The sequence below is a fragment of the Bacillus changyiensis genome, assembly GCF_027706145.1.
Classification (GTDB): Bacteria; Bacillota; Bacilli; order Bacillales; family Bacillaceae; genus Bacillus; species Bacillus changyiensis.
The window spans coordinates 1,251,668-1,272,836 of the sequence record NZ_JAQFWW010000001.1; the positions used below are offsets into that span (position 1 = coordinate 1,251,668).

Sequence of the window (21,169 nt, forward strand, 5' to 3'; positions counted from 1 at the left end):
AAGTAAATATGTCAAGCAATCGAGTGCTTGCTTTCTGCTTCAGGTTCGCTTTGATCTGAAGAAGACTTTTTCCGTTTTTCTTGCTCGTTCTTCATTCGCTCCATATAAATTTGGCCTTCTTTTTCGATAAATGCCTGATCGATTGTTTCTTCTTCTTTTGCCGTTGCCATCAGCTTATATGCGCAAAAGACAATGCCGACAATACAGAGATAGACCCACCATGGAAAAAACAACATCCGTTCTCCCCCTTTTTCAGATAAACCGTATTACCTGAATATATGCGGTTAAGAGACAAGTTATGATGGTGATTTATGAAAAGTGGGTTTATAAAAGGAACGGTTATCCAACGCAAAGACACGCTCAGTATACTCTCCTGGCTTCACTCGCATGAGTGCTCGATCCATCATATTAATTTTCGCATCAAGATTATCGATATAATGAAGAACTTCCGCTTCTTTCACCATCGGTGGTTTCGGACTTCCCCATTCAGGTTTACCATGATGACTTAAAATTAAATGCTGTAAAATAAGCACTTCTTCTGAATCAATTTGAAGCTCTTCAGCTGCTTTTGAGACTTCTGTTACCATGATTGAAATATGACCAAGCAAATTCCCTTCAACAGTATATGTGGTGGACACCGGTCCAGAAAGCTCTTTTACTTTTCCTAGATCGTGAAGGATCACACCCGCATAAAGCAGATCTCTGTCAAGTGTCGGATATAAATCAGCTACAGTTTTGGCTAGATTTAACATTGAGACAACATGGTATGCCAACCCAGATACAAATTCATGATGATTTTTTGTCGCGGCTGGAAAATCGCTGAATTCTTTTCCATATTTTTTGATGAGATGTCTTGTCATCCGCTGAATATTTGGGTTTTTCATTTCAAAAATATATTGGGTGATCGCTTCCATCATTTCATTTTTCGGAATTGGAGCGGTCTCGAGAAAATCATCAATATGTACATTGTCATTTGCACCGGCAGGTCTGATGTTTCTCAGCTTTAACTGATTGCGCCCGCGGTAATGATGTATGTCACCGACCACCTTCACAATCGTTTGCGGTCCATAGGTTACCTCATCATTTTGTTTAGCGTCCCAAAGCTTTGCTTCAATATCTCCTGACTGATCCTGTAGCATCAGTGTTAAAAATGGTTTTCCATTACTTGCGATCCCTTTTGTTGACGATTTGATCAGCAAGTATAAATCGACCTGCTCACCAACTTCATGTAGCATAATACCTTTTGCCATTGTAAAGCTCCCTCCGTTTTCTTACATATGATGATTATAGCATACACTATGATTTGTTCGTTACGCTTTTTTTACCATTTCTTGTAATGATGAAGAAAGCACCGTCACCTCTTCATCATGAAAAGAAGCCTTTACATGATCATGACATGTATAGTATAAAATTTGCTGATCTCCTCCTGACAATTCCTTTAATAACTCTAACACACGCTTAAATCTATCATGATCAAAGTGAACAAAGCTGTCATCAAGCTGAAAAGGAAGTCGGACTCCTTTTTGATGGGATAGAGCAAGAGCAAAGCGAATCGCTAAATAAAGCTGTTCACAAGTTGCTTGCGATAATTCATGGGCGTGATAAGCCGCTCCATCTTTTTTCAGTACCATGATTGAATCACTTATTTCAGAGAAATAAATTTTTTCATAACGGTCACCCGTTAATGTCTTTAACAATGATTCCGCTGTCTCTAAAAGCTTGGGAAGACGTATTCTTTTATGCTCATCAAGTTTATTTTTCACAGCTTGTCTGATTAACTTGATTGAAGCCCATTTTTTTGCAGCTTGAGCAACTTGATCTTTTTGCATTTCTAGCTGATGTGTCAATTCAGAAACCGTTCCCGATTCTTCAAGTCTTCGCTGCTCCGCAGTAAACAATGCTACCTTTTCTCTTTCCTCTATCAGTTGCTGTTCTGTGAAGGCTTTTTGTTCATTAACATTGCTCAGATGTTCTTCTAGTCCTGTAAAAGAATTCTCTGAGGCCAGTGTAATCGCAATCTCATCTTTTGTACGAAGTTCTCTTTGAATTTGGTTGAGTTTTGCTTTAAGATCCTTGTTGGTTCTATCCTGGTTTGCCAGCTTGATGAACATCTCACGGTCGCTTGCTCCGGCTTTGGCAAACAAGTCAGATATTTTCGATTTGAAGTAGTCTGCTTCCCTTGTTAGCTCCTTGATTTTCTCAAGAGTATGGTCAATAGACATATTGAGTTCCTGTTCCTTCCTGAGTCTTTGCTTTTCTGCATCAAGTTCATTTTTCAGAGAATACATCAGGTCAGGTATACTTTCTTCAGAATGATGAAGACTTGAGGCAATGTTCATGAGCCGCTTTTCAAAGGATGCGCTTTTTTCTTGAAAGTGGTTGAGTTCCTTTTTCACCTCCCATTTTTTGGTCAAGTCTTTATTCAGCTCTTTTATCAAACTGTAAGCATCAAGTAAAAATGATGGTTCGATTGCCAGATTCAACTCTTTTACATAATCGTCTGCTCGCTGCTGATAAGGATGGATTTCCGCTTCCCAATCCTCGTATTTTTTGATGGCTCTTTCATAGTCCGTTTCCCTTTGCTTCAGTTCAGCCCGTTTCATCATGAGAAATTGTCTTGATTGCTCATCCTGCCATAGCTCTTCTCTTAATTTTGTCTGTTCTGGTCCATGCTCTATAGCGGAATCTTCAATGTTATCAAGCTGGTTTTCAATAAACATCATGACAGAAGACGGTTCAGATTTCTTTAGAAAAAACAACACGAAGACGATTGAAATTGGAACAATCAAAAGTAATAAAAGCCATTCCTTGAAAAACAGTGCTGCTATACAGGCAACAAAAGCAGTCAATATTGTCAAAACTGCCCCTATGTTTCTTCGCTTCGTCCGCTCTTTCTGTTCTTTTTTCAGAAAAGATAGCTGTCTTTTCAACTCTTCCCGTCTTCCTAATGGCCCGTTTGTCACCTTGAAACGGCTAAGGGCTTCTTCTTTCTGTTGACGAACATCCTCTGCCATTACTTTTTCAGCCAAACTTGTACATGCTTGTTCTGCTTCTTCCAAGTCTGCTCTTGCCCGCTCAAAATGTTCATCAAGCATCCGTTTCTTTTCACATAACTGCAGATAAATTTGGATGGTTTCTTGCAGTTTCCATTCATATTCATATGTAATGTCTACTTTTAAAATCTCTGTTTCATTGTCTATTTTTAACCGTGCCATCCCCTCTTTGGCACGATTTTCTAATTGAACTAGTTGTTCAGTTAACATCATGATTTTTTCTTTGTATGATTGGTAAAATGGATACTCTGCAAGAAGCTCTTCAATTTTCACTTCGTACTGTAAATGCCCTTTTTGAGGCGTAAGCTCAGCAGATTGTTTCATCAAATCAGATTTCTTTTCCTCAAGCCCTTTCAACTGAGCTAATTTGGGATGAAGATGAGATTCGTATTTTTCCAATTCAAATAATCCCGCTTCAGGAAAATGACTTTGACATGTTTTCAGTTCGTTTGTCAGGACCCGTTCCTCAGCAATTAAAGGATAGATTTGAAGTGCCTGCTTCAATTGCTCGAGCTCACCTGTAAGTTCACGGAGCAGCTGCTCATGTTTGTTGATCATCACTTTAGTCGCTTTTTTCTCACTTAGGAGATGATGATATTCTCCTTCACGGGCTTTCGCTTTTTTTAATTCCTCTGAAAGCCGTTTTAACCGCTCCAGTTCCTGGTTGAGCTCAGGTTTTCGACCATTCGGTTTAAACAATTCTTCCTGTTTTTTCAACAGGTTCGCATCCATTTTTGAAATGGCGTCAGAACCGAATAAACTTGAAAAAAGTAAAAAACGCCCGATTTTGTCACGGTTCATCTTATGAATCTCCTGAAGGCCGAAGACATCAAACGAGTAGATCGCTTTATACAATGGCCTGTCCATATTGGATAATAATTTGTTGAGAAAGTCTTCTGAGCGAATACTTCCATTTTCTAAGTAGATATTCACCCGTTCAGGCTTTCCTGCCGTCCGTTCAATGCGGAGATGTCCGAATTCGTGATGATGTACCTCAAGCATTCCCCCGTATGTCCCGCCTGTTTTCGGTTCATAGCGCTTTGTTTTGGGGAACCCGAACAACACGCTTTCAATAAATGACATCAGCGTGGTTTTTCCAGCTTCATTCAGCCCATAGATTAAGTGGAGGTTTGAAGATGATAGATGAAATATTTGATTGATAAATTTTCCGTAACCATATATGTGAAGAGCTTGAATTTTCACCTGTATCCTCCCTTATCGTTTTAACGTCCTTAACTCATCAAACAACATTTTTTTCGCTTGATCGCGAATCTCCTGAAACACTTCTTCATGAAATGGCTCACCATATCGTCTAAAAACAGGGTGGTGTCTCAAACTGCCAAGAATGTCATCAAAATCTTGGAATTGATCGATTTCGCCAATCAGTTCCTGAAAAAATGTGTCATTTTCTATTTTGTTCAAGGTGATGGCTGTGTGATCCTCAATTCCAACAATCCAGATAAATGATTCCTCTGTCTGCTCCTCTTCATGGAAAACCTCAAGCAGTTCATCAATGATGCCAGCTTCCGCTAAATATGGCGGTGCTTCACCTGTCAATAACATTTTCACACATAAAGACTTCCCTTTTTCATGTAAGGTTTTGAAGTGTTCTTCAATGAGATTGATTAATTGTGTTACATTTTGTGTAGTTGAGACATCAATCTGAATCACATCCCAAAGAACATCAGATGTCGATTGAAATTCAAATGACAAATGACCATCTGAGGCATGGACAAGAAAACAGCCTTTCTCACCTATCTCCTTGATGTGACGGGCTTGTGTGTTCCCCGGATAAATCACCGTTGGATGTTCAACTGAAATCACCTGTCTTTTATGAATATGTCCGAGTGCCCAATAATCGATGTGACTGTTTTTTAAATCTTGCCATGAAAAAGGACAATACGGATCATGACCACTCTCACCAGACAGTGTTCCATGAATCATTCCGATATGTAGAGGTGCATCTGTCGATTTTTTCATCTCTTTTGCCTTGTTTGCAAATACAGCACGCTCTGAATAGCTGTAACCATAAATGCTGGCGGCAAGTTGGCCATCTTTGTAAAACAATTTTTCTTCAATGTCTTCAGATGAGAAGATATGAACATTGTCAGGCCATTCAATCGGTGTCCATTCACCGCCCAGATGATCATGATTTCCAAAAATGACATATGCGTTTATACCTTTTTCCTGGAGTTTTAAAAACTGCTTACGTAAAAAAAGCTGAGCTTTTAAACTACGATTTGCTTCATCAAAAAGATCACCAGCTAGTAAAATGAAGTCAACCTGTTCTTGGATGGCAAGCTGAAACACATTGGCAGCACTTTCAAATGTACTGTTTTTAATCCGCTTGTAAATCGCTTCTGGCACTTGATGAATCCCATGAAACGGGCTGTCTAAATGGAGATCAGCTGCATGAATAAAAGTTAAATTTGCCATCTTCCGCTCCTTTTCACAACCATTTCTGACTTTCATTTTATCACGGCTGTTATACGAATGCACGTTCTAGTCATGATAAAAAAAGGTGCCCACTCAGTTAGTAGGACACCTTTTTCTTCAAAACTATTGATCTTTTGATAAACGGAGTGCTTGCTTAATATTTTTCCAGCCGCCACCGCTTGAATACATCAGCACTCCACCTTTATAAACTTTCGCTCCCACTACTGCGAGAATGACAATCGTCAGAGCGGTGATTCCAATACCTAACGCCGCTTCCCAAACCGGTATATCGAGCATGCCAACTCTCAGGAACATGATCATTGGCGCAAAAAACGGGATGAATGACGTCACCGTAATAAATGGTGAATCAGGTGCATTCAAGCCAAACATGGCGATCATAAAGCCCACCACAACAAGCAAGATCATTGGTGAAATGGTCTGCTGTACATCTTCAATCCGACTCACAACACTTCCGAGAAATGCGGCCAATGTTGCATAAAGGAAATAACCGAGTATGAGGAAAATCACCCCATAAACGAGTGTTGCAACAGGAACACCTGAAACATCAAAAAAGCCTTTAATCACATCTCCCATTCCAGTTGCTTTCTCTTGGTTTGCTTGCACAGACAGATAACCGGCAAGGAACAGAGCTCCCAGCTGGGTTATTCCTAACAATGCGACCCCGAATAATTTAGCAAACATTTGCTGAATAGGTGGTACACTTGAAATTAAAATTTCCATCACTCTAGATGACTTTTCTGTTGCAACTTCAGTGGCAATCATTGAAGCGTACATGAGAACTGAAATGTAAATGACAAACAAAACAACATAAACAAGTCCTGTCGCTTTCTGGAGCTCTTCTTCTGATTTAGCCCCTTCTTTCAAAGCGACCTTTTTGACTTCAACAGGCGTAAACAGCTGATGCAGCTTTTCCTGTGGCACTTTTAGTTCAGCTGTACCAACGACAATTTTTGTTTGTGAAATCGCCTGTTTAAAAATAGAAACAGCAGTTGAATCAGCAACATCCAGTGCTTTATATGTTGCGGTTAATTCACCTTTTTGATCTCTATCTAAAAGTAAAACACCTTCAAGCTTTTCATCTTTAATGTCTTTTTCTAATTCTTTTTCAGACTTTTTCGCTTTGAAAATCTTAATTTCTTTGTCTTTGTCTGCCAGCTTCACTTGTTGAGAAAACGCTGGATATAGCTGTTTGGATTGATCGATAACAGCAATTTTATCCGGTTCATCGCCTTTTCCATCATCAAATAAAGAAATGATGGACCCGAGGTTGGTGACCAATACAACAAGTGCAAGTGTAATTGCTGTCGAAATGATAAACGATTTTGTTTTTAGCTTGCTAAGGTATGTATGAAAAAGCACAATCCAAAACTTATTCATAACGTGCACCTACCTTTTCAATGAAAATATCATTTAAAGAAGGTTCTTCAAGTTCAAACTTTCTAATAAATCCACGCCCTTGCAACATTGAAAACAACTCCTGAGAAATGTCTTCATTTTCGATTTGCAAACTAACACCTTCTGATGTCTCCCGCCATTTCGTAATCCCTGTTATTTCTTTTAAGAAATTTAAATCCATATCTGAATGGATCGTCACATTTTTCTTGCCAAAAGAACGTTTAATCTCTTTTAGTTTCCCTTGAACAACAGGTGTTCCCCGTTGCAAAATACAAACGTACTCACAAAGTTCTTCGACATGTTCCATTCTATGACTCGAAAATACGATTGAAACGCCACTGTCTTTCAAGGCAATGACAGCTTCTTTTAACAGTTCCACGTTGACTGGATCCAAACCACTGAAAGGTTCATCAAGAATCAAAAGTTCTGGCTTGTGCAAGACAGCTGTGATGAACTGAATTTTTTGCTGGTTTCCTTTTGAAAGCTCTTCAACTCTTTTATCTGCATATTCGGTAATATGGAAACGTTCGAGCCAGTTGTGCATTTCTTTAAGCGCATTTTGCTTTGTCATGCCTTTCAACCTTCCGAGATAGGCGAGTTGATCTTTGACTTTCAGTTTGGGATACAGTCCACGCTCTTCCGGCAGATAACCGATTTGATCGCTAACATTGTAATTGATCGGTTTGCCTTTCCAAGTCACACTGCCTTCTGTTGCGTTTAAAAGCCCTAGTATCATTCGAAATGTCGTGGTTTTCCCAGCGCCATTGGCACCAAGAAGGCCAAACATCTGCTTCTCTGGAATATCAAGTGTTAAATTATCTACAGCTGTAAAAGACCCAAATCTCTTTGTCACATGATTAATTTTTAGCATTTAAAAAAACTCCTCCTTTCAATCTTCAATGATACGTTACAAAAATCATAAAAAAAAGGATTTTTTTGATTTTTATATAAATATATAAACGGAATGAACAGAAAATTCTAGAGAAAAAGGTGAATAGAATGGAAACTTATTACGTAACTGTTTTTTCTCCATCTGGAGAAGCGCTACTGAACGACCATTTTGAAGCACTGAATGAAAAAGAAGCAAAAGAAAAAGGAGAACATCTCCTAAAAGAAAAACAATTTTCCGAGCATACACACCGGATCGTCAATTCTTCTGGGAAAATGATCGCCTTTCAAAGATAACTAAGAGCGGCCTTTTTAAAAGGCCGCCCACCACAATTTTTCTATGATACTACTGATTGAACTGCGGTTTGCGCTTCTCTAAAAATGCTCTGATCCCTTCTTGATGATCTTTTGTCAATCTCATTTTGACTTGTGATGTTTTTTCAAGTTCAAGTGTTTTTTGCAGTCGCTCAACATTCAGGCTTTGGTAGATTTTTTTTGACTCAATCATGGCTGAGAGTGGAGCACGCAAAAGTTTTTCAACCTGTACATCCACATGATGGTTAAGATCACCACTGAATACTTCATCAACAAGCTGAAGTTTAAAAGCTTCATCAGCCAGTAATTTTTTACCGCTCCATATTAATTCCTTTGCAGTTTTTTCTCCGATTTTCCGTTCCAAGAAGAAGTGTCCTCCACCATCAGGAACGAGTCCGATTCCAATAAAATTCATCGCTAACTTCGCTTCTTTTTCAGCCATGACATGGTCACAGGCGAGCGCCAGGCTCAAGCCAAGCCCGGCAGCTGCCCCGTGAATAGCTGCAATCGTTATTTTTGGCATTGTATAAATCATCATCGCAATATCAGATATCGTATCAATGACATGCTCTGAATGCAAGGCATCCCCGGAAGACAACATCATCTTTATATCGCCGCCTGCAGAAAACCCTTTCCCATTTCCCTTGAGCAACATGATCTTTGCTTCACTTTCTTCAGCTATAATCAAAGCTTCTTTTAGTTCCTCAAGCATGTTTTCATGTAAAGCATTATAGGCGTCTGGACGATTGAGAACAATCTCAAACATCTGACCATGGTCTTGCCATTTAATAAATTCCATCCCCAGTACCTCCGTCAAATTCATTTTTATGATGAACATAGTCATATTTCCACTTTTTATACCCAAACACCTTTTTTTAGTGAAATAAAATTGATCAGGAGGAACGATATCGTTTTAAAAAAGTTGGGACAGATAACGAAGTTTTTCTTCTGTATAATATTCAAACCTGTCATTATACGTTTTTGGATCTTTTGGATTAGCGAAGTGTTTAATGTTCCCCGTATTTGGATCGATAAATTTACTTGCTGCCCCACAACCAATGCCAATAATCGTCTGTTTCTCTTCCATAATCATAATATTATAGATGCTTTCCTGTCCCGGAAGACTATAGCCAATATTTTCGAGATTACCGAGGATGTTTTTTTGTCTATATAAATAATAGGGATGATAGCCATGCTGTTCTGTCCAAGATACGGCATCAGCCATCATCTCAACAATTTCCGTCCTATCCGCTACTTTATATTTATGCTTATTTTTCGTCATTTCCGATGCGCGTTTAAATGACAACGTATGAACCGTCAATGATTCTGGCATTAGTTTTTCAGTTTCTTGAAGGGAGTGCCGGAATTCTGTTACACCTTCTCCTGGGAGACCGATAATTAAATCCATATTAATGTTAGACATTCCATGTTTCCGAGAAAGATGATATTTTTCAATGGTTTCTTCGACTGTATGGTGACGTCCAATTGCCTTTAAGGTCTCATTTTCGTATGACTGCGGATTAATGCTAATGCGGTCGATGTTCCACTTTTTTAAAACCGCAAGCTTTTCCTCTGTGATCGTATCAGGGCGACCTGCTTCAACTGTCATTTCACGAATGTTTTGAACATCTGGAAACGATTGGTACATTTCTTCATAAAGCAAATCCATTTCTTCTGCGCTAATACTTGTCGGTGTTCCTCCGCCAAAGTAAACCGTTGTAATCTTAATATCGTGCTGTTTGAGCCATTCACCGATTTTTCGCATTTCATAGTGAAGTCCTGATAAAAATGAACCGACTCTTCCGGCTTGTCCTTTAATGGCATATGCGGGAAATGTGCAGTACGCACATTTCGTTGGACAAAATGGAATACCTATATAAATGCTGACTTCTCTCTGTAAATCATATAAATCAGGTACAGCCGTCAACTGCTGGTCGATGATACGCTGCATCAGCTCAATCTTCTCATCATGGATTAGGTAATCCTTTTTCAGCTCGGCATGAGCCGCTTCCTTTGACCACCCGTTTTGCAGTTTTTTGTGCAATAACTTTGTCGGACGAATTCCGGTCAGAATACCCCATTTTTGAATGATGCCTGTATACTGCTGAAGTATACTTAAATAAACATAGGAAACTGTATGTTTTATCTGTTTAAAAACTTCTTTTTCTGGCAAATGTGAATCGAGCAATTTTTGATATTCAGCATGAATGTCTGATTGTTGAATAACCCCTGATGCCCACACACCAGTATGATCACATTGATAATGTAACCTGATTGTAAGCCCTTCGTTTTCTGTTTCGCCAAATACAACCTCTGACTCTTCAAAAAATAAATGAGCAATATGCTCAAGTGGTCTCTTAAATCGTTCATCATCAATGCCTTTTATAGAAATGCGCAATTTGATCACCTTTTCATTTAAAACTTTCTTTAGTGTACAAAAATAATTGGACAAAATCAATTTATCGTCTAAAAAATAAAAACCCCTATTTTCCTCATGAAAACGGGGGTTTGGAGCTTGTTATATTTTTTTAATATGAAGTCTTCTGAGAAAATCCTTGCTTTGCTGTTTACGAAAATATTCTTTAATCATATAGGCAACACCCTGTTCATCATTACTGCGCGTTACCCAATCTGCTTTTTGTTTCACTTCTTGGGGCGCATTGCCCATCGCAACACCGAGTCCGGCTAACTCGATCATCGCCAGATCATCAACATCATGACCGATCGCGACAACATCCTCCATTTTGAAACCTAAATCAGCAGCAAGTATGGCCAAACTGGTTACTTTTGAAACTCCATTTTGAACGATAAGCATTTTTCCACCTGCATCTATTACATCTACAGAAGGAAAAGCATTTTCAATTGTTTGTTTGATTTCTTCTTTTTGCTCACTAGGACAATATACCTCAATCACTGGTGCACTAACCGGTTCATCCATTAACATATCGCTTAAAGAATCGACAAATTGAACGGGATAAAAGATTGGATCTGACGGATGTATCATCGTTTTCGCTAGCAAAGTCGAGTTTGTTTTTTTTCGGTTGCCAATTGAATATTTTTCATGCAGAATTCTAATATTACATTCATAACTTTCCAATATTTGCACAATATTAAACGTTTTTTCTTCAGAAATTCTTTTTTCCAAAAAAGGTTCATCAATTTCGTCTGCAATGATAGCACCGCTGTGGGCGATCAACTTCCCATCAATATTTAAAGACTTTGCGATCTTTTGCGCAGAACGAAAATGTCTATTTGTTACAAGTGTAATGTATACATCCTTTTTCTTTACGTATTCAATTGCTTCCTTTGTTGCAGGATGAAGCCTTCCATTCGTTCGAATAAGCGTTCCGTCTATATTTAGCGCTAGCATTTGTTTTGACATTAGAAGATCCCCCTTCTTTGCTGACTGTACCTGTTATAGAGAATATGTCCTGAAGCGTTACTTTAGAACAGACTGCTTCTGCTCCACATAAAAAAGCCTAAAATATCAGGCTTTTTCCCATCAAAATATTGGATACGATCATGATGTCTCCCTTATTCCAGAAACAGCGACTTCAATGCCCCTTTCATTCAAGTCGCTGAATATAGTAAACCCCTTTGATCTGACAAAATTGGCACTGTCACCTAAGTTTCTCTGTACCCCTATCGCCCGTTTGCCGCTAGTCAGTTTTATCATGATCGTACCCCGGCAAACAATGAAAGCACTTACATTTAATATTATCGCAACATTTTTTTAAATTGACAAGGGTTTTTTTAAAATAGACCAAAGACAAACATTTTAGCCTGTCAAAAGCTATTTAGCAAAAGTGAATATCGTCATGAATCTTTGAGCTATCATACTCCGATATCTAATCATGATATTTTTCATATAATTGCTTGAGATGAACATCTTTGATCATCATAGACATGAAAGATCGTCTAGCTATTAGAGGAAAGCGATTGAAATCTACATCTATGATGACATACTATTTGTCATCTTCTAAATGCACAGCTTGAAATAAGGTGATTGCTCGATCATCAATAGCTTGTCAATAAGTGATCCATTAGTAAAAAATAAACTGACACCGCCAAAACAGCGCTGTCAGTTTATTTTTTCACTTTAGCTTTCAGGATTTCCGTAAAGTTCTTCAAGTGGTTTCATTATGATTTTATTTAATTCAGCAATCAGCATACTCATCCGTTGTTCTGATTCCATCAGCTTGGAAATTTTGTCGTGTTGCTGGACTAATGCAACAGATTTTTGGGCTTGTTCGACTTCTTCTGGGGTGATATCTTCACCACTCATTTGTTTTTGTTGAAGATTTAATTGAATATCGCGAAAATTGTCAAACATCCTTTTTGCAGATTCATCAGCATTTACATCATCATATAAACTCTTTAAGTGGGAATATTCCTCACTTTGGCGCAATGCTTTTTCCAATTCATAAGCCGTATCGTATAAATTAACTGTCATATTTATACACTCCTTTCCTAAGTATGACACCACTTCACTATAACAGACTATGGATCATTTTTCATAGTTATCACTATGATTTGTTCATAATTGCTGCATGGTGATCAGATTAAAACCACAATAAGTGCTTGGAAAGCACCAATAATCCCGCCCAGGAGTCCGCCCAAATATGTAATCATTTTAAACTCCCGCTTTGAAATCGATAATACCATTTCTTCGAGACGCTCGACTGGAAAATTGTTGACTTGCTCTTTGACGATATCATCTAGCTGAAGTCGTTTTAGGACATCATCCAGATGACGGGCAACTTCTTCAAGCAGGTGGTCAATCAGGTCTGGTAAACGGTTTGTTAAAGTCTTTTCGACAACCGTGATATAGGAGCCAATTGTTCTTTCAAAAAAAGGACGGAGTGAAAATGGCTTGATCAACCTTTCTTTCAAGTTCATGATCAATGTTTTAAGATTCCACTTTTCATCAGCTTCTTTAAAAGAATACTGTTTCAGCTTGTCCCATTCATTTTCAAGCAAATCTGTTAACAGTTTGACAGTCTCACGGTTTTTCAGAAATTTCAAAATCTCCGGTTGAACCCGGTCAACTAAACTGCTATTTCCTAAAAACATCTGTACCATACTACCGAGCATCCCGCGTTCCTTGAGAAAATCGTCAATCATGTTGCCAAGGCGATTTTTCCCTGCATCACTTTCAAAATAGCTGATGGCACGCTGTAAAATATACTCTGAGACCATTGGAATTTTTCCTCGCAGTTTTTCTTGTACTTCTTCTGGAATAAGCTCTTTCAATGGCTCATTTTCATATTTTACTAAAAATGAAGCTAATTTCTCATCCGTCCACATATGTACAAATTGATCTGCTTTATTTGCAGCGTCTATGACTCCGATTTTCTCCAATGCTTCTTCTGTCGTTAACTCAGATTTTCCAAAAAACCCCAACAACCTTTCTCCTAATTTTAGTGCTTGTTGTTTGACATGATCTGAAGCCAGTCTTTTTTTGATCCCCTCCGCTGTTAGCAAATGGTTGACAACCATTTGCCCCATCTGTCTTGCCAGCTCATCACGTCTTTTCGGAATTAATCCCGGAGTAAACGGAACCTGCTTTCCAAATAGATAAAGCGGTTGATACGGCCGAAACAGCATTTTGATAGCAAAATGATTCGTTATTGCCCCAATTAATGCACCTATTATCATCATCATTAAAAAAATACCCATAACATACATTTCTTTTTTTCAACTACCTTCCATTTCACATAACATCTAATAGATGCGCTTTTCTACTATCGTTATTATAGTGGCTAAGAGAACGACGAGCAAATAAGGGAATGATACGGGCGCCTTAAAAATAAAATTATTTAAGGGAATTGTGGTGTTTAACAGCACAGATTTTAACCAAACAAGGGGGAATTCACATGATGACGCTTGGATTTATGTCCCTATCCCACCAGCATGAAAAAGACTATGCCGAAGAACTGGCAATTAGGGCTTCTAATGATGGCATTCGGTTCATCCGGTTTACACCTTTAGATATTACTCCTGGTTCTACACAGATCAAAGCACACAGTTATCATCCCAAATCAGCTCAATGGAATGAGATTAAATGCGAAATTCCAGACTGGATCTATGACCGCTGTTTCTACGGTAAAGATCAACGGTCTAGAAAAGCAAAACCTATTGTAGAATGGCTTAAAAAATATCCAAAAACGTCTTTCCTTGGCTATGGCCTCCCTGATAAATGGACGGTTTTTAAAACGTTAAAAACAAATTCAATTGTTCAGGCATATTTACCTCTCACAACTATTGCCAAAAGTGGTCAAGACATTTTGCGACGTCTCGCGAAAGAGAAATCCTGTGTTCTTAAACCTGCCTATTCTGGAGGCCGAGGTATCATTTATTTGGAGATGACCGGAAAAACGGTGAAAGCCTCTTATCAAGTTGGAAAACATAAACAACTCAAATCATTCTCTAAACAGGCTTCTTTTGAAACATGGTGTAAAAAAATCCTTCAACATCGCTATCTTTTACAGTCTTATCTTGATATTCAAGATCAAGAAGGTTATCCATGTGATATTAGGCTGTTATTGCAGAAAAATAGCTCAGACGAATGGAAGTTGGCTGGAAAAACAGTTAGGCGAAGTTATCAACACGCATTGCTCACTAATACAACAGGAACAGCCGAAGCGATGAGCTTTGAGAATTGGCTTTTGTCAATTCCAAAAAAACGCCAGACAATCTTGCTGGATGACCTAAATACGATTCATCAAGCCGTTCCTTCTACACTTGAAGCGGAGCATGGCCGTTTGTTTGAACTAGGTCTTGATATTTGTCTGACAAAAGACGGAAAAGTCTGGCTTATCGATGTCAATTCAAAACCTGGGAAAAAAACATTTTTAAGTCAATCCTCTGAAACGATGAGAGATTTTTTATATAATGGGCCTTTAGCGTACTGTTTATTTTTAGAAGAAGTAAACAAGAAAGAAGCCGAAAAAAAATGATTGACGAACGATTTGCAGTCGGCATTCATCAAAACAGCGATAATAAAATGGTACTCCCGTCAATATTAAAACGGGATGGATTTTTATATGTAGCATTTGGCACGAATGTTGAGAGATGTCACATCTCCTTTGACAGTGATTTGCAGCATACAATATTGCTTTCTGAAAATTTGTATCGAGCCTTACGGATTCCATATCGCGGCAAAGCAGCATTAGTGTTTCACGAAAAAACCGTCTATATTGGGCCGCTGATCGGAATTTTCACTGCCGGTTTTACAAAATCAGAGGTGGAACCAGTTAAAGGGAGATCGTTATTCTTCGCAGAATTATTGATGATGGATCTTCCGTTAGGCGGGTTTTGCTACCTCTTCGGGGCTCACCACATTCAATGGGAAGATGGTTCTGTAAAAGGTCTCATTTTCAGGAAAAATAGCTGGGAACAAATCACTGTCCCTCTTCCGAATGTCGTTTATGATCGTTTACCAAACCGACAAGCTGAGAATGCCGACTTTTTACAAGAAACAAAAATGCGGCTCATCAACGAATATCAAATCCCATGGTTTAACCCCCGTTTTTTCAACAAATGGGAGCTTTATGAAGCTTTACAACAAGATGAATCAACCGCGAGCCTGCTTCCATACTCAGTACTTGAGCCTAGCGCAGAGACAATCGAAACCATGATCAATCAGTACCAAATGATATACTTGAAACCCGTCGATGGCAGCTTAGGTCATGGCATTGTTCAGCTTTCCAAGCAAACATCAAACAAAATTGTTGCCAAATCAAAAGAAGGTCAACAAATGTTTTCATCAGCTACTGTATTTCTGGATCAGTACAAACAAATGTATTATCTCGCCCAGCAAGGAATTGAACGGATGAGAGTGGATGGCCAACCAGCTGATTTTAGAGTGCATACAAACAAAAATAGAAATGGAAATTGGACGGTGACAGCGATCGCCGTCAAAATTGCAAAAACAGGTGGTTGCACAACACATATGTCTAGCGGCGGAATTGTTAAAACACTTTCACAAATCAATTGTCATCCGCAAGCAAGGCTTCTCATCCTGCAAAAGCTCACAAAAACGGCACTCTTGATTAGCCGTGTCCTTGATCAAAAAATCACTGGATTAATTGGTGAAATCGGCATTGATCTAGGGATTGACCTAGCAGGTCATGTCTGGATATTTGAAGCTAATTCCCGTCCCGGAAGAGGTATTTTCACCCATCCAAGCTTAACATCTGTGAGCCGCTTAACGAATCGAAGAAATTTCGAATATGCTTCATACTTAACAGAACAAGCGATCCAATATCCGGAAAAAATGTGGCAGTCAGAAATTCATCTATAATCTTTCTTGTAAATGAGATAAAATGATTACAAATCCGTTACCACTTTGATAAGGAGCGTGACGCATGATGATTTGTCATTTTCAATGGAAACCATTGTTTAAAAAAGAAAAATTGCCTGGCTGGAAAATCTCGTTTTATCATAAAGGAACACATTATGAAGGAATTTATCATCAGTCTGGAGAGATTGAATGGGGGAGCACTTATCCCCCCCATGATGACGAGCCATCACTGAAAAGTGAAATTCACGAATTAATGCTTTTCCATATTTACGAGTAAATGAAAAGGAAGTTTTGCGAATGTTGGAAAGATTAAAAGCTTTATATGGTGAACAAATGGTAACCTACGGGTCTAGACATCAAGCGTACTGGTTTCAAACAGATGAAGGTGAAACATTCGGCATTTTAAAAGACGCGATCACCGATCAGGAAAAACAGCTTCTTTCTACTTTATTTAAACCTTTTTCTGAGCAAAATATGTTCTGGTTCTCACCCGCCGAAAAAAATTGGTACCAGTATTTTTTTGCAAATGCTCCCCTGGTGAATCATGACAACATTCGAACGATTCAAGGGCATTTTTTTAAAATGGAGCATGCCCCAGAGGAAAGACAAGCTATAAAAGAAGCGATTAGTGGCTTTTTTAAACGTCCCCTCGTGATTTGGTATGATCGTGATGAAGCAGTGATCATCCATGAAAATCCAGCGCCATTTTTATCAAAAAAGCGACTGGCTGAGCTGTCTGACGCACTAACAAGCGATTTTTTGGCAAACCCAATGTTTTTTAGTGGCCAGCTACATCATGTGAATGCATCACTTCGAGAAAGAATCGCTTTTGAAAAACGGCTGTTTCAATACGTCCTTGCAAACGGAGAGCGTGAGAAAGTCACCTCTTTTTATCAATGTCTCCCAGCATTTTTGTTGAAAAATCCTAAAGAAACAGTAGTGGGTATATTTTCTGATGCCATTAAAAACGAATTGGCTGATTCTGAGATGCTTTTAACAATTCGCACATACTTAAAGTGCAACTTAAATGCATCTCTTTCAGCAAAACATTTATTTATTCACCGAAATAGTCTGCAATATAGAATTGACAAATTTATTGAGCACACTGCGATTGATATTAGACAATTTGAAGAAGCGGCTGCTGTCTATTTTATTTTCAACTTATATAGCAACATGCCAAAATAAATTGTGCACCATGTCCATTTACACTCCTTGCTCTTATTTTATAAACTAAACATATAAATAAAGCGCTTTCAGAAAGAGGGAGATTAAAAATGGCAGAGCTGGTTCTTGATTCAATTTACAAAGTTTATGATAACAAAGTAACAGCGGTGGACAATTTTAATTTGCATATTCAGGATAAAGAATTTATTGTCTTTGTCGGACCATCTGGCTGTGGAAAATCGACAACACTCAGAATGATAGCAGGACTAGAAGAAATCACGAAAGGTGAATTCACAATCGATGGTCAACGAATGAATGATGTTGCTCCAAAAGATCGGAACATTGCAATGGTATTCCAAAACTATGCACTTTATCCGCATATGAGTGTTTTCGATAATATGGCTTTTGGGTTAAAACTGAGAAAATTCCCGAAAGACGAAATTAAACGCCGTGTCGAGGAAGCTGCAAAAATTTTAGGACTTGAAGAATTTTTAAATAGAAAACCGAAAGCCCTTTCAGGCGGACAACGTCAACGGGTCGCTTTAGGTCGTGCGATCGTTCGTGATGCCAAAGTATTTTTGATGGATGAACCATTATCAAACCTCGATGCCAAGCTTCGTGTACAAATGCGCGCGGAGATTACCAAACTTCATCAGCGTCTAAAAACAACAACGATTTATGTTACACATGACCAAACAGAAGCGATGACAATGGCAACAAGACTTGTCGTGATGAAGGACGGAATCATCCAGCAAGTGGGTGCCCCAAAAGAAGTGTATGAAAACCCAGAAAACGTTTTTGTTGGCGGCTTTATTGGATCTCCAGCGATGAACTTTTTCACAGGTACATTAAAAGAAAACAATACCTTTACATTCGGGGATATATCCATATTGGTTCCAGAAGGAAAGATGAAAGTGTTACGTGACAAAGGCTATGTAGGAAAAGATGTCACCATGGGCATTCGCCCTGAAGACATTCATGATGAACTTGTCTTCCTTGAAGCTGCAAAAGAAGCAAAAATTGATGCAAACATTGAAGTAGCTGAATTGATGGGCTCTGAAACCATGCTTTATTCTCAGGTAGGTGGACAACCATTTATCGCAAGAGTAGACTCACGAACAGATGTCCATCCAGGCTCTATTCTCCCTCTTGCATTTGATATGAATAAAGCGCATTTCTTTGATCCATCAACAGAAATTCGCATTCGTTAATCAAGTTTCACTCAACAAGACCGAAGCTGTTATGCTTCGGTCAATTTAATTTCAACAGTGTCTTGAAAGGAGCAGTCAAGACAAGAGTACACATGGAGACAGCTTGTTTTTTTCATCTGTAAAAAAGAATCGAACTCCATATAAGGACTGTAAGGACCAAAAAAATCGGTCGCTCTTCCGATATTCGTCATATCACCGCCACACTTTGGGCAAGCTTTTGTCTCGACAAGAATGCCATTGCATACAGGGCACATTGACAATCCTCCTGCTTTTTTTTATAGCTTTCCCAACTGATTCAAATTTCATCTTCCAACATCTGCTCATTTTATCATTGTATGATTTTCATTTCATCGGTTCATATTAACAAGTACATTGGGCTAAGCCATAGAAAGGCAACGGTTTTTCCTCATTAGAAAACCGACAGCTGGTGCAAGTCCAGCTAGCCCAACCACACTATTTTTTTGAGAGGAGTTTGAATACAAATGGCTGACCAAAGTTATTCTAACAAATTGCTTGTCCCTGGTGCTGCCCAAGCTATTGATCAAATGAAAACAGAAATCGCATCTGAGTTTGGTGTAAACCTTGGTGCTGATACAACTTCCCGTGCAAACGGTTCTGTCGGCGGTGAAATCACTAAACGTCTTGTTTCTCAAGCTCAGCGAGTAATGGGCGGGCAACAACATTCATAACTTCATAAATGGCTTCTATAGAAGGTGTGTTGATCACACCTTCTTTTTTATTGTCCCTTTCGAAAAAAACTTATACTAAAAAACCCGGATATGAGAAGAAAGGAAAATGGTTTTTTAAAAATTTTTCTTATTCAAATTCTATAAATGTGAAATTTAATGTTCTATATGTTTAGAATATATGTTTAAAGATAACGGAGTAAGGTCATATCATATTCTTAATAATCTCTTTTCTTGTTATACCGCTGTTGTAAAGCTGCACCACTGTTGTTTAAATTCCTTAGTAAATGTTCGGCGTTCACTTTTACCCATCGTAGATTCTCCTTAATTATATGATCTGTAGTCTACTTGACCTTAATTTTTCTGTCTAGTTAAGTGTAGCCTATCAAAAACTAAAATTAACACCTTTGGGAGTGTTTAATGCAAACACATTTTTATTTTCGTTCTATCTCACTTAGGGTTTGAGGGTTACATAACTTTATGTTGTCTTAGTATGATATTGATACTAGGTAGCCCCACCCAAAAAAGAAACCTTGAAAGGTATAAGACAATCAAGGTTATTTTTAAATTATTTTATTTTGTTTTCACTTCTTCTTTCATTTGCTCTACTAAATTATTTAGCCACTGTAGAGGGGTTAATTCAATAGCTAGAAAATAAACTTCTGCATTATTTTGAATAATATTTTCTTTCTCCTGTTTTGTTAAATTACTATTCAAAAACATCTCACAATCCTTTATTGTAGATAGCAGGCAATCTTTGCTAGCTTCGTTTATAAACTCACCTAATGCTTGTTCTGGAGAACTGATATCTTGATGAAATGTTCCTCCTGAAAAATCTTCCAACTCCTTTAAATAATCATAAGTTTCACCCATTTAACTGTCCCTTCTTTCTATTTAACAGGATATCCTGTTAAAATAAAACTATTATTATTATCCTTTTTAAGTATTATTTTCGCGTTTGTAACATTCTCGATTACTTCTGAATTTCATGTAGCACTTCTACCAATTATTTCTCCATCACCTTTGAATTTTAAAGGTAATGTAGGTCTACTATTTTGGTCAGATAACCATTTTTGGATTTTCTCAATATTCTTAGGGTCTCTAAGAACTGTATCAGCAACTTTTTCAGCTGTCATTCTATCCTTAAAAGTAGAAGAACCAGTAATTTTAGGATTATTTTTCAACCTCTTCAATAGTTGTTTATCCGATTTTCCGACATGCCTGTCTATTAAATGCCCACCCTTTGCCTCATGAGCTGCTAATCCACCACCAGGAGCTAGATCGTTCTTTTTCAATATTAATAGGAATATTTGTTCGTAATGTTTATGTTAACAACAACTTAAATCTATGTACTACTCGGTATTTATTTAAAAGGGTGATTTTGTAGTCAAAAAATAATGCCAGTGGAGAACCAAAAGGCCACTGGCTTTTCTCTAAATTTCAGTATTGATCTACCCTTTTTGTGAAGAAAGAGACTTCTTCCGCAATTTTAGATTGTTGCAAACAAAATCCACACCCACTCGCTCCTTGATTCATATGCTAACTTCTGAAGGAGGAGTCGGCATGCAATTTGTAACAACGATAAACTGGGAACTCATACAATTTGTTGGATGTTCGCTCTTGCATGAATATGTTGTCTTTCAATCGCTCACATGCAGAAAACCTAATTCGGCGGACAGGCTTATTGGATAGCGA

23 protein-coding genes are annotated in these 21,169 nt (G+C 38.2%); 8 read left to right on the top strand and 15 right to left on the bottom strand.

What is annotated here, in order from left to right; all coding sequences use genetic code 11:
* Positions 1-11 precede the first annotated feature (11 nt).
* The 6 genes from PDT38_RS06540 to PDT38_RS06565 all read right to left on the bottom strand — a co-directional run bounded on the left by PDT38_RS06540 (position 12) and on the right by PDT38_RS06565 (position 7,776).
* Positions 12-236: a sporulation YhaL family protein gene (locus PDT38_RS06540; protein ID WP_270799902.1), complete on the bottom strand. Its 225-nt coding sequence runs from the start codon at positions 234-236 to the stop codon at positions 12-14.
* 60 nt (positions 237-296) lie between these two features.
* Complete coding sequence (yhaM, locus tag PDT38_RS06545; RefSeq protein ID WP_270799904.1) at positions 297-1,250, bottom strand: 3'-5' exoribonuclease YhaM; 954 nt, start codon at positions 1,248-1,250, stop codon at positions 297-299.
* A gap of 60 nt (positions 1,251-1,310) precedes the next feature.
* Positions 1,311-4,256 (bottom strand): ATP-binding protein, encoded by a 2,946-nt coding sequence (locus PDT38_RS06550; RefSeq protein ID WP_270799906.1) that lies wholly within the window; start codon positions 4,254-4,256, stop codon positions 1,311-1,313.
* A 12-nt stretch (positions 4,257-4,268) separates the two neighbouring features.
* The gene (locus tag PDT38_RS06555; protein ID WP_270799908.1) at positions 4,269-5,489 is read right to left on the bottom strand and encodes a metallophosphoesterase family protein; all 1,221 of its coding nucleotides are present in this window, start codon (positions 5,487-5,489) and stop codon (positions 4,269-4,271) included.
* Between the two features lie 123 nt (positions 5,490-5,612).
* Entirely contained in the window at positions 5,613-6,887 is a 1,275-nt protein-coding gene (locus PDT38_RS06560) for an ABC transporter permease (RefSeq protein ID WP_270799910.1), read from the bottom strand.
* Entirely contained in the window at positions 6,880-7,776 is an 897-nt protein-coding gene (locus PDT38_RS06565; protein WP_270799911.1) for an ABC transporter ATP-binding protein, read from the bottom strand. Before PDT38_RS06565 ends, PDT38_RS06560 begins: the two co-directional genes overlap by 8 nt.
* Before the next feature lie 128 nt (positions 7,777-7,904).
* Here PDT38_RS06565 and PDT38_RS06570 point away from each other — a divergent pair, with 128 nt between their 5' ends.
* Positions 7,905-8,090, top strand: a complete 186-nt coding sequence (locus tag PDT38_RS06570) for a YhzD family protein (RefSeq protein WP_270799912.1) — start codon at positions 7,905-7,907, stop codon at positions 8,088-8,090.
* 49 nt (positions 8,091-8,139) lie between these two features.
* On the opposite strand, the gene PDT38_RS06575 is transcribed toward PDT38_RS06570, so the two are convergent.
* The 6 genes from PDT38_RS06575 to PDT38_RS06600 form a co-directional block, all read right to left on the bottom strand.
* Positions 8,140-8,907 carry an enoyl-CoA hydratase gene (locus tag PDT38_RS06575; RefSeq protein ID WP_270799913.1) on the bottom strand — a complete coding sequence of 256 codons (768 nt, stop codon included), beginning with the start codon at positions 8,905-8,907 and terminating at the stop codon, positions 8,140-8,142.
* Between the two features lie 114 nt (positions 8,908-9,021).
* Positions 9,022-10,506 (bottom strand): coproporphyrinogen III oxidase, encoded by a 1,485-nt coding sequence (locus PDT38_RS06580; protein WP_270799914.1) that lies wholly within the window; start codon positions 10,504-10,506, stop codon positions 9,022-9,024.
* Between the two features lie 120 nt (positions 10,507-10,626).
* Complete coding sequence (locus PDT38_RS06585) at positions 10,627-11,490, bottom strand: Cof-type HAD-IIB family hydrolase (protein ID WP_270799916.1); 864 nt, start codon at positions 11,488-11,490, stop codon at positions 10,627-10,629.
* Positions 11,491-11,628: 138 nt separating this feature from the next.
* Complete coding sequence (locus PDT38_RS06590) at positions 11,629-11,784, bottom strand: hypothetical protein (RefSeq protein ID WP_270799917.1); 156 nt, start codon at positions 11,782-11,784, stop codon at positions 11,629-11,631.
* Between the two features lie 423 nt (positions 11,785-12,207).
* The gene (locus PDT38_RS06595) at positions 12,208-12,561 is read right to left on the bottom strand and encodes a YlbF family regulator (RefSeq protein ID WP_270799918.1); all 354 of its coding nucleotides are present in this window, start codon (positions 12,559-12,561) and stop codon (positions 12,208-12,210) included.
* A 104-nt stretch (positions 12,562-12,665) separates the two neighbouring features.
* Positions 12,666-13,796 (bottom strand): DUF445 domain-containing protein, encoded by a 1,131-nt coding sequence (locus tag PDT38_RS06600; protein WP_270799919.1) that lies wholly within the window; start codon positions 13,794-13,796, stop codon positions 12,666-12,668.
* Positions 13,797-13,984: 188 nt separating this feature from the next.
* On the opposite strand from PDT38_RS06600, the gene PDT38_RS06605 reads away from it, so the two are divergent.
* From PDT38_RS06605 to PDT38_RS06625, 5 genes are all read left to right on the top strand, one after another.
* Positions 13,985-15,067, top strand: a complete 1,083-nt coding sequence (locus PDT38_RS06605) for a YheC/YheD family endospore coat-associated protein (RefSeq protein ID WP_270799921.1) — start codon at positions 13,985-13,987, stop codon at positions 15,065-15,067.
* Positions 15,064-16,413, top strand: a complete 1,350-nt coding sequence (locus PDT38_RS06610) for a YheC/YheD family endospore coat-associated protein (protein WP_270799924.1) — start codon at positions 15,064-15,066, stop codon at positions 16,411-16,413. Before PDT38_RS06605 ends, PDT38_RS06610 begins: the two co-directional genes overlap by 4 nt.
* Positions 16,414-16,480: 67 nt before the next feature.
* Entirely contained in the window at positions 16,481-16,690 is a 210-nt protein-coding gene (locus PDT38_RS06615) for a YheE family protein (protein WP_172293880.1), read from the top strand.
* A 20-nt stretch (positions 16,691-16,710) separates the two neighbouring features.
* A complete protein-coding gene (locus PDT38_RS06620) occupies positions 16,711-17,598 on the top strand; it encodes a PucR family transcriptional regulator (protein ID WP_270799926.1) in 888 nt (295 codons plus the stop codon).
* Between the two features lie 89 nt (positions 17,599-17,687).
* Positions 17,688-18,788, top strand: coding sequence for an ABC transporter ATP-binding protein (locus PDT38_RS06625; protein ID WP_270799928.1), 1,101 nt, complete (start codon positions 17,688-17,690; stop codon positions 18,786-18,788).
* Positions 18,789-18,817: 29 nt separating this feature from the next.
* Here the strand turns inward: PDT38_RS06625 and PDT38_RS06630 are convergent, their stop codons facing one another.
* Positions 18,818-19,042 (bottom strand): hypothetical protein, encoded by a 225-nt coding sequence (locus PDT38_RS06630; protein WP_270799930.1) that lies wholly within the window; start codon positions 19,040-19,042, stop codon positions 18,818-18,820.
* 228 nt (positions 19,043-19,270) lie between these two features.
* Between PDT38_RS06630 and PDT38_RS06635 the strand changes: the two genes are divergently transcribed.
* The gene (locus PDT38_RS06635; RefSeq protein WP_270799931.1) at positions 19,271-19,477 is read left to right on the top strand and encodes an alpha/beta-type small acid-soluble spore protein; all 207 of its coding nucleotides are present in this window, start codon (positions 19,271-19,273) and stop codon (positions 19,475-19,477) included.
* A gap of 570 nt (positions 19,478-20,047) precedes the next feature.
* Here PDT38_RS06635 and PDT38_RS06640 read toward each other — a convergent pair.
* On the bottom strand, positions 20,048-20,347 hold the full coding sequence (locus PDT38_RS06640; RefSeq protein WP_270799933.1) for a contact-dependent growth inhibition system immunity protein: 300 nt from the start codon (positions 20,345-20,347) through the stop codon (positions 20,048-20,050).
* A 113-nt stretch (positions 20,348-20,460) separates the two neighbouring features.
* A complete protein-coding gene (locus tag PDT38_RS06645; protein WP_270799934.1) occupies positions 20,461-20,769 on the bottom strand; it encodes an RNase A-like domain-containing protein in 309 nt (102 codons plus the stop codon).
* Positions 20,770-21,037: 268 nt separating this feature from the next.
* On the opposite strand from PDT38_RS06645, the gene PDT38_RS06650 reads away from it, so the two are divergent.
* Positions 21,038-21,166, top strand: coding sequence for a hypothetical protein (locus PDT38_RS06650; protein ID WP_270799936.1), 129 nt, complete (start codon positions 21,038-21,040; stop codon positions 21,164-21,166).
* The last annotated feature ends 3 nt before the right edge of the window (positions 21,167-21,169 follow it).